The 7,969-nt window shown below is 67.2% G+C and carries 5 protein-coding genes; all 5 read right to left on the reverse strand.

What is annotated here, in order from left to right; genetic code table 11:
- Positions 1-76: 76 nt before the first annotated feature.
- The gene (locus ACP15I_RS21050) at positions 77-862 is read right to left on the reverse strand and encodes a YjbF family lipoprotein (RefSeq protein ID WP_424976562.1); all 786 of its coding nucleotides are present in this window, start codon (positions 860-862) and stop codon (positions 77-79) included.
- Entirely contained in the window at positions 853-3,075 is a 2,223-nt protein-coding gene (locus tag ACP15I_RS21055) for a YjbH domain-containing protein (protein ID WP_424976563.1), read from the reverse strand. Before ACP15I_RS21055 ends, ACP15I_RS21050 begins: the two co-directional genes overlap by 10 nt.
- A gap of 323 nt (positions 3,076-3,398) precedes the next feature.
- Positions 3,399-5,315, reverse strand: a complete 1,917-nt coding sequence (locus tag ACP15I_RS21060; RefSeq protein WP_424968594.1) for a polysaccharide biosynthesis protein — start codon at positions 5,313-5,315, stop codon at positions 3,399-3,401.
- A gap of 362 nt (positions 5,316-5,677) precedes the next feature.
- The gene (locus ACP15I_RS21065; RefSeq protein WP_424968593.1) at positions 5,678-6,748 is read right to left on the reverse strand and encodes a ParB/RepB/Spo0J family partition protein; all 1,071 of its coding nucleotides are present in this window, start codon (positions 6,746-6,748) and stop codon (positions 5,678-5,680) included.
- 105 nt (positions 6,749-6,853) lie between these two features.
- Positions 6,854-7,969, reverse strand: a 1,116-nt coding sequence (locus ACP15I_RS21070; protein WP_424976564.1) for an AAA family ATPase, incomplete at its 5' end; no start/stop codon positions are given.

Consider the following 7,969-nt stretch of genomic DNA (forward strand, 5'->3'; position numbering starts at 1 on the left):
ATACGCGGGTTTTCGCGGCTTTGCAGCGACAGAGGCCTGCAAGTCACAGGCCCGGCCAGACACGGGGCAGAACTGCCTATTTTTTGAGCAGCTCGATAACCAGATGGCCGATCTCGGGCCCGGACCACTGCCGGGATTGCCACAAGGTGCCATCCCCGCCGCGCCAATAGGTGTTGCGAAACGCGCCCTCGAGCCCGCTGCAGCTCTCTTCCAGCCGGGTGGTGTCCCGGCGCTGGCCCACCAGGGTCAGGGTCTCCGCCCCCGCAGCCTGCAGCGTGCAGTCAAAATTCAGGGTCCGGCCACGGGTATTGCCCTGCAACACCACATAGGAGCGCGCATAGCTCCCGCCGCCGCTGCGCAGCGCGGCCTCGGTCCCGCGCACATCCGCCGACATCAGGTCATCCCCGGTCCCCCGGGTCGCCACGAGCAGGCCGCTGCGGGTGGTGAAGGTCGCTCCATCCGCGCCGCGCCAGACCATGACCGGCGCGCTGGCCGTGCCCCGGCGGCTGACCCCGGCCAGGGTCGCGCTGGACCCGACCGACAGGTTCCGCGTCCGGATCAGCGGAAAATCGACCCCCGCCAGAAGTTCAGGCGTCAGCTCCGGCGCCTGGGGTGTGGGCCCGCGCTGCGCGATCAGGATGCGTCCGGTATCTCGGATCTCGGACCAGACATTGTCCTCTCCGCCCGGCCCGGTGGAGGTACAGGCCACCAACCCGCCACAGCACAGCAAGGCGCCAAGCCCGCGCAGGACATGTCCCGATCCCCGGGATGACCGGGCCGCAATCAGGCTCTGTATCAGGGGAAATGCCCCGCGCATGGCCGCGGCGCGGTCCCGGATCCGATCTGTAGGGATCATTGCCATACCCGCTCCCATTGCCGCGTGAGGGCGCGGGCATGCTGCGCGCGCACCGGATCATAAAGCCGTCCCGGCACCGAGAGACGCTGGCCGCCGTCGCGCTGCACCGGGCGGATCGTGGTGGACAGGCCCGCCTTGCTCGGGCTGCCCAGAAGCCAGCCCACGGGGATCGACAGCAGGATGCCCTTGTCAAAGGACCCTTCGCCGAAATCCTCGGAAGAGACATCCGTCAGGGTGAAGAAGGCCCCCAGCTCCCAGCCATTGTCGAATTCCCGCGACAGGGTGAAGGTCGCGCCCGTATCCCCGGCCAGGTAGCGGCCCACATCGACCTGACCCAGATAGCCATCGCCGAACTCGTAATAGGCCGAGGCATGGCCGGTCACCACGTCATAATCCTGGAACCCGAACCGCTGGTCGAAATCGCGCTGGCGGGCATAGTTCAACTCGACCCCGAGGCCGAGACGGCTGTCCACGGGCTTCCACAGAAGCTCCGCCGAGACCCCGCCGAACATCGCCTCGAGATAGCCTGCGGTCACCCGACCGTAGATGTCCTCGCCCGGGCGGAACGTATAGGCCAGAACCAGATCCTCGATCCCCGGATCCCCCTCCTGGGCATAGCGGAACTGATCCGTCCGGACCCGCGGCAGAACCGAGTTCGATTCCCGGTCGCTATCGGCGATCGTGCCCACGATCTCCTTGCTGACCGTGCCGGACAGGGTGAGGTTCGGGCTGAAACGATAGGCCGCCGTGGCCTCGATCCCGATCTCGAAACGCCAGGGATCATCGGGATCAAAGAAGCTCTGCTCAAGATAGGGTCCGATCCCCCAGGTCAGGGGCTGGACCACCTCGTCGGTCAGGAGCGCCTCGGGCGGCAGCTCCGCCGCCTCGGAGATCTCGGCCGCCGCCAGGAGCCGCGCGCCCGCCTGAGGCGCGAATTCCAGGGTCTCGAGATCCGAGCGGCGCAGGGTGACCTGGCTCGCGGGCATGCCGCCGACCACAGGGGTCAGATGGAAGGTCTCGATGGAGGGCGGCAGGATCTGGGCCAGCACCCGGGCCGCCCGCCCCACCCCATTGGCCGAGGACAGGTAGCGGTTGTTGGTATAGCGCAGGTCGATGCTGCTGCCCGTGGCGGACAGGCCGCGCAGCTCGAGCCCCTCCTCGGCCAGGGCCGGGGCGAGGGCATCGCGCAGGATCTGCTGGGCATCGGGCCGCGCGCTCCAATCGGCGCTCCAGAGCGCGGGATTGGCGGCCCGGTCCGGGCGCAGGGCCACGGGCTCGGGGGCGGGCACGCGCATGGCCTGGGGCGGGCCCTTGGGGTTGAACTGGAACTGGGCCATCACGCCCAGCTCGGCCCCATAGAGGTAATAGGCCCCCAGCCGCATGGCGTCGTTGACCTGGTATTCGAGGCCGAAATTCCAGTCGGACTTGCGGTCGAACACATCGCGCTGCCCGGCCTCGGGCTCATAGGCATCGCTGGAATACTCGAGCTTGACCCCCAGCTGATCCGTGACCTGCCATTCCAGGCCGCCAAAGACCGATTGCGGCCCGCGGAACCACTGATCCGTCCCAAGCTCGCCGCCACGGCTGTCCACGTCGAAGCCCGGCCGGTCATCGGAGACGATGCCCCCGAAGTTATTCGCACTGCCCAGACGGCCCCAGCCCAGACCCACGGTCCCCTTGATCCGCGGCGTCAGGGTCTTGGTGGCCACGATATACTCGCCCGCATAGATGCCGGTGCCGACGAAATCCTGCAGACCGATGGTGACTGCGGGCAAATACTGGCTCTCTTCAAGAGCGAGGAGGCGCACATCGAAGCTGCGGTCGTAATAGGTATCGAACCCGTCTGAATCCCAGTCCTGAATGGCCGTGTAGCGGAAGCTGCCCGACAGGCGCGGCGCGAGCTGAAAGGTCAGGGTGGTGCGGGTCTGGCCCGCGAAATTCGACACGCCCACGGCGATCTGCCCATCGGGCAGGGCCTCGCCCGAGGGCATGTCGATCAGCCCCGGCGCGCCGTAGAAGTTCAGGCTGGGCGGCGAGAGCACCGCCTCGGGCGTGGGCCGGAAAGCGTAATCGGGCTGTTGCGCTGCGGCCCGGGCTTCGCCCTCGGTCACAAGGAACGGGGCGGGGGCCAGCCCTTCCTGCGCCCGGGCGATCTGTGGCGCGAGGGAGCCGGCGCACAGGGCCGTCCCGCAGAGCAGTGCCGTGATCCGCCCGGACATCCGCGACCGGCGCCCTGCGGCAACGGAGGCGGGGGCAGGGACGCGCGGGGCAGAAACGGGCAGCAGGCACATGGCAAAGGATCTCACAGGGGATCTCACGAGAGTTCTCACGGAGCGGGTGAGACCGTCCCACCCGTTGGTGCAGTGAGACCATGCCTGCGCCCCCGCCTTCAAGGCGTTTTCCCGGCCCGGGGCGAGATGGGCGGGGGGCTGTGTCCCCCCTGCCCCGGCATGCCCCGGCGCAGGCGCAGCGGCCTTTGTCAGAGCGCCTGTATCAGGCTCGGTTTCGGGGCCCGCACCGGGGGCGCAGCCTTGTCCGGGGGTCACGACTGGACCCGCTGGGGGGCCGCGACATAGCCCTCGACCCAGCGGTCGATGACCGCGCGGCCCGCCACCGGATCGCTGGAGGCCACCGCATGGCGCAGGGCGCGCAGGATGCTGGCCACCTCGATCTCGGAAACGCTCTGCTCGCGGGCACAGAACAGCTTGGGATGCCGGGTGCCAATATGATCATCCGTGAGGGTCAGCTCTTCGTACATCTTCTCGCCCGGGCGCAGCCCGGTGAAGACGATCTCGATATCGCCATCCGGCGCATCGCTGTCGCGCACGGTGTAGCCCGCGCTCTCGATCACCTGGCGGGCCAGTTGCACGATGGGCACGGGCCGCCCCATATCCAGCACGAACACCTCGCCTCCCCGGGCCATGGAGCCCGCGGTCAGGACCAGCCGGACTGCCTCCTGCACGGTCATGAAATAGCGGGTCACATGCGGGTCTGTGACGGTCACCGGTCCGCCCCGGCGGATCTGCTCCTGAAAGAGCGGCACGACCGAACCGGACGAGCCCAGCACATTGCCGAAGCGCACCATGGTGAAGACCGTGCCCGGGCTGCGCGTGGCAAGATCCTGGATCACCAGCTCGGCCAGCCGCTTGGAAGCCCCCATGACATTGGTCGGCCGCACGGCCTTGTCCGACGAGATCAGGATGAAGCGTTCGACCCCGCTCTCGGCGGCCTCGCGGGCCAGGGTCTGGGTGCCGAAGACATTATTGGCGAGCCCGGCCAGCGGATTGGCCTCGACCAGGGGCACATGCTTGTAGGCCGCCGCATGGAGGACAACCTGCACCCCGTGCTCGGCCAGCACGCCGCGCACCTGACGCGGATCGGTGACCGAGCCCAGCACCGGCACCAGCTCGGTGCCCGTGACCTCGGCGAGGCTGCGCAGCTCCATCTCCACGTTGTAGAGGGCCAGTTCATTGAGCTCGTAGAGCACGAGTTTCGCAGGGCGACAGGCGAGGATCTGACGGCAGAGCTCGGACCCGATGGAGCCCCCGGCCCCGGAGATCAGCGCCACCCGGCCCGCATAGCTCTCGCAGCCGCGCTCGAGCTCGTCGCAGACCTGCTGACGCCCGAGGAAGGTATGGCTTTCGACCGGCTTGAGCTTCTCGACCAGTTGCTCCTCGCCGATGAGCTGCGAGAAGGAGGGCAGGGCCTGCACGTCGAGCCCCATCTTCTGCAACCGGCGGGCCAGTTGTGCCTGCTTCGGCTGGCTCAGAGACGGCACCGCCAGCAGCAGGCGGTCGATCTGCTTGGCATTGGCCAGCTCGCGGATCCGGACCGGCGAATGCACCGGCAACCCGGCCACGGTCAGCCCATGCAGCGCGGTATTGTCGTCGACAAAGGCCACCGGATAGATCGTCTTATGCGCATTGAGCGCCGAGACCAGCTGCGTGCCCGTGGTGCCCGCCCCGTAGATCAGCACCCGGGTATGGCCCTCATCCCGGCGATAGATCGCGGTCAGGATCTGCAGCATCACCACCCGGCTGGCGGAAGAAAACAGGAAAAAGCAGCCCGCAAAGATCACATAGAGCCCGCCCGGCAGGCCAAGCCCGGCAATCTTGCCCAGCACCAGCGCGATGATCCCGTTGGCCACCGCGTATTGGGCCGTCTTGCCGACCGCGCGGCTCTCATAGGCATTCAGGCGTACATAGGGGATGCCCATCCAGAAGGAGACCAGCGCGCTGGCCGCCAGCAGGTAAGGCAGGATCGGCAGGATCAGAAACAGCGTCTCGCGCAGGGGCAGGGGTTCGGGCTGCAGGGCAAAGGTCACCAGAAGCGCCATCGGGATCAGCAAGAGATCCACGGTCAGCAACGTGATAGCCTTCTGACCCAATGTCAGTGATTTGACGAAATTCAACACGTCGCTCAGCCCATGCCCCTGATCTGTCGCGCGGATCCACGCCATCCGCTCGAGATCTGCTCAATTACCTAAAACCGGAGATATCGGACCCCATCCGACTGCTCCCAATTTCATCAACTGCCTAATTCCACCACAGATTGTGTAGCGGATCGCCGGATATGGCCACAAGGGGGTAGGTGACGCATCCGCTGGAAAACGCCGATCCGGCCTGAACGCCCAAATCTCAGGCAGCCCGCAGCAGGATTGGGCGGGCGGCGGACCTGGTGAGGTGCCAGCACGCACTGCCCGCAGTCAGCCAAGAATCTCTAGAGTCTTGTTCTCTTTAAAATCAATGTGTTACAGAAATTTGTTTCGCATGCGAAACGTTTCGCACCCCTGAACCCACTGCGAAACATGTGCCGGGAAGGTCAGGATCCGCCCTCATGCCGAAGCCAGGCCGTCAGCCGCGCGCGCAGCTCCGGCGTGACCTGCGGCCCGGACAAGGTCAGTGCCGCAGAGCCCCCGGCAGAGCTATGCGCCAGATAAAGACCCGGAAGAATCTCCTCCCCCTCGGGCGCCGGTGTCCCACGCCCCCCTGACGGGGTAGAGGGCCGGGCCGTCACGGGGCGAGGCTCCGCAGTCGGGCGCAGAGCGGCCTCCAACAGGGCGGCTTCGGCGTCAGGATCCTCGACCCCGGCCTTGCGCAGGCGGGTCCGCAAGGTGCGGGCCAGCTCCGGATCTGCCTCCAGCGCCTTGGACAGGCGCAGGCCCAGCCGTTCCGTCAGACTGCCGGGGAAGCGCAACGCGCCATCCAGCGCAGCCACCACGGTGAGGAATGAGCCGATCTTGGAGCGTTTGGCCCGGGAGGCCGACGCAAACAGGCTCTGCAGCGCGCGTTTATGGGTCGGAAACACGCCCTGCTCCACCGCCTTGGCGACGATGCGCGCCCGCTCATAGGGGCTGAGCCCGACGCGGATCTCGTTTTCCTCGACCATGGCCGTATAGGCCGCCTCGGAGGTCTCGGGCGTCCGCAGGAGGGCCTGCACCCGGGCGAAACGCTCCTCGCCGGTCTCCGCATGGAGCTCGCCCAGGGCGGTCACCCGGCGCCACCCCGAGATCAGCCCGAATTGCCCATCGCCCAGATCCACCACTTCGATCGGGGTCTGCTGGCCGCGGCTGCGCAGGCTGTCCTTGAGCACGGCCATTTCGTCCGCCTCAACGATCAACCGGTCCCGGACCAGATGGTCCCGCTGGATGGCGGCGAGGGGCAGGGCCTGGATCAGGCGTCCTTCGGCCCGGGCCGTCTCAAGCTCGGCCGTGACCTCGGCCAGGGCGGCCGAGGCGGCACTGTCCCGTGCCACCTGGGCGATAGGGGGGATCGACGCGGGCCCGGTCGCGGGCTCTGCCGGGGCAGGGGCGGCAAAGCCCGGGGACAGACTTGCGCTGCCCGTATCAAGATAGCCGGGTTGGGCGGGGGTAAGGCGTTTGCGTTTGGCCATGATGTCCTCCGTGACAGCGGGCTCAGGGGCGCGTGGATGGGGGCAGGGGAGGTGTCGGTGCCTGACGCATACAGGCCCTAAATGGGGGTTTAGAGCCTATTTTGGTCACGCGGCGGCGTCCTTGGCTGCGAGTTCCTCCCGCCGCCAGACCCCGAGCAGAAGCCGTTTGAACGCTGCATAGGTCGCGTCAAAGGTCTCGCGCCCCCGGACATAGGTCTCGCGGTTGAAATCCCGGTAATCGGCCTCGTAGATGCCCGAGACCTGCTCGCCGGCCTGCCCGATCAGCGCGGTGAAATCCTGCCGGTGGGGGCTGAGGGTTCGCCCGAGATAGGCCTGCATCAGCCCGGCCAGTTCGGCCTGCTGAGCGCCGTCATAGCGGGTCACCACCGCGCGGACCGCATCCCATTCAAAGGCCAGCTCCTCGCGCCCCAGCGCCCGGGCGGCCATGTTCTCCCCCTCCTCGATGGAGTGAAAGGTCGAGTGCAGCATGTCAAAGAACCGCCCCGTGCTGTCAAACTCCAAAAAGGAGGCCCCCATGGGCACAAGCAGGATGTCCGAGGCCGCGAGCCCGTTGATCGTGAGATAGCCGAGCGCTGGGGGCGTATCGATGAAGACGAGGTCATAGGCGTCGAGGATCCCGTCCGCCTCAAGGCTTTCGGTGAGCGCATCCCAGAGCTTCCAGGAGCGCGCCTGCATCCGCCAGACGGGGATCTGGAACTCGGCCCAATAGAGGTTCAGCTGCGCGCCGATCAGGTCGATATTGGGCCAATGGGTGGGCTGGATCAGGCTCTGCGCCGTGACGTCCAGCGCGTCCCCGAGGGTCTCATCCAGCGGAATGGGCGCTTCGTTGCGGTCTAGCCGGCGCTGGTTCTCGGTCCGCAGATGCCGCGCATAATGGCGGGCGAGGAGGGGAAAGACCGTGGCCCATTCATCGGCCACCTGCCCGCCGAAGATCGATGTCATGGAGCCCTGGCTATCCAGATCGAGCACCAGCACCTTGTAGCCGTCCAGGGCGGCGGACATGGCCAGATGGGCACAGGTGGAGGTCTTGCCGACCCCGCCCTTGAAATTCGCCACCGCCACGAGTTTCGCAGGCAGGCCTTCGGGGCGGTAGGGGCGGTACTCCTTGGCCTTCGATCCCCCCTCGGCAAAGAACGCCCGCAGGCGCAGCACCTCATCGAGGGTGAACCATTTCGCGCCACCGGCCGTTTCGCTGCGCCC

This window comes from Dinoroseobacter sp. S124A (assembly GCF_049801015.1).
GTDB lineage: Bacteria > Pseudomonadota > Alphaproteobacteria > Rhodobacterales > Rhodobacteraceae > Dinoroseobacter.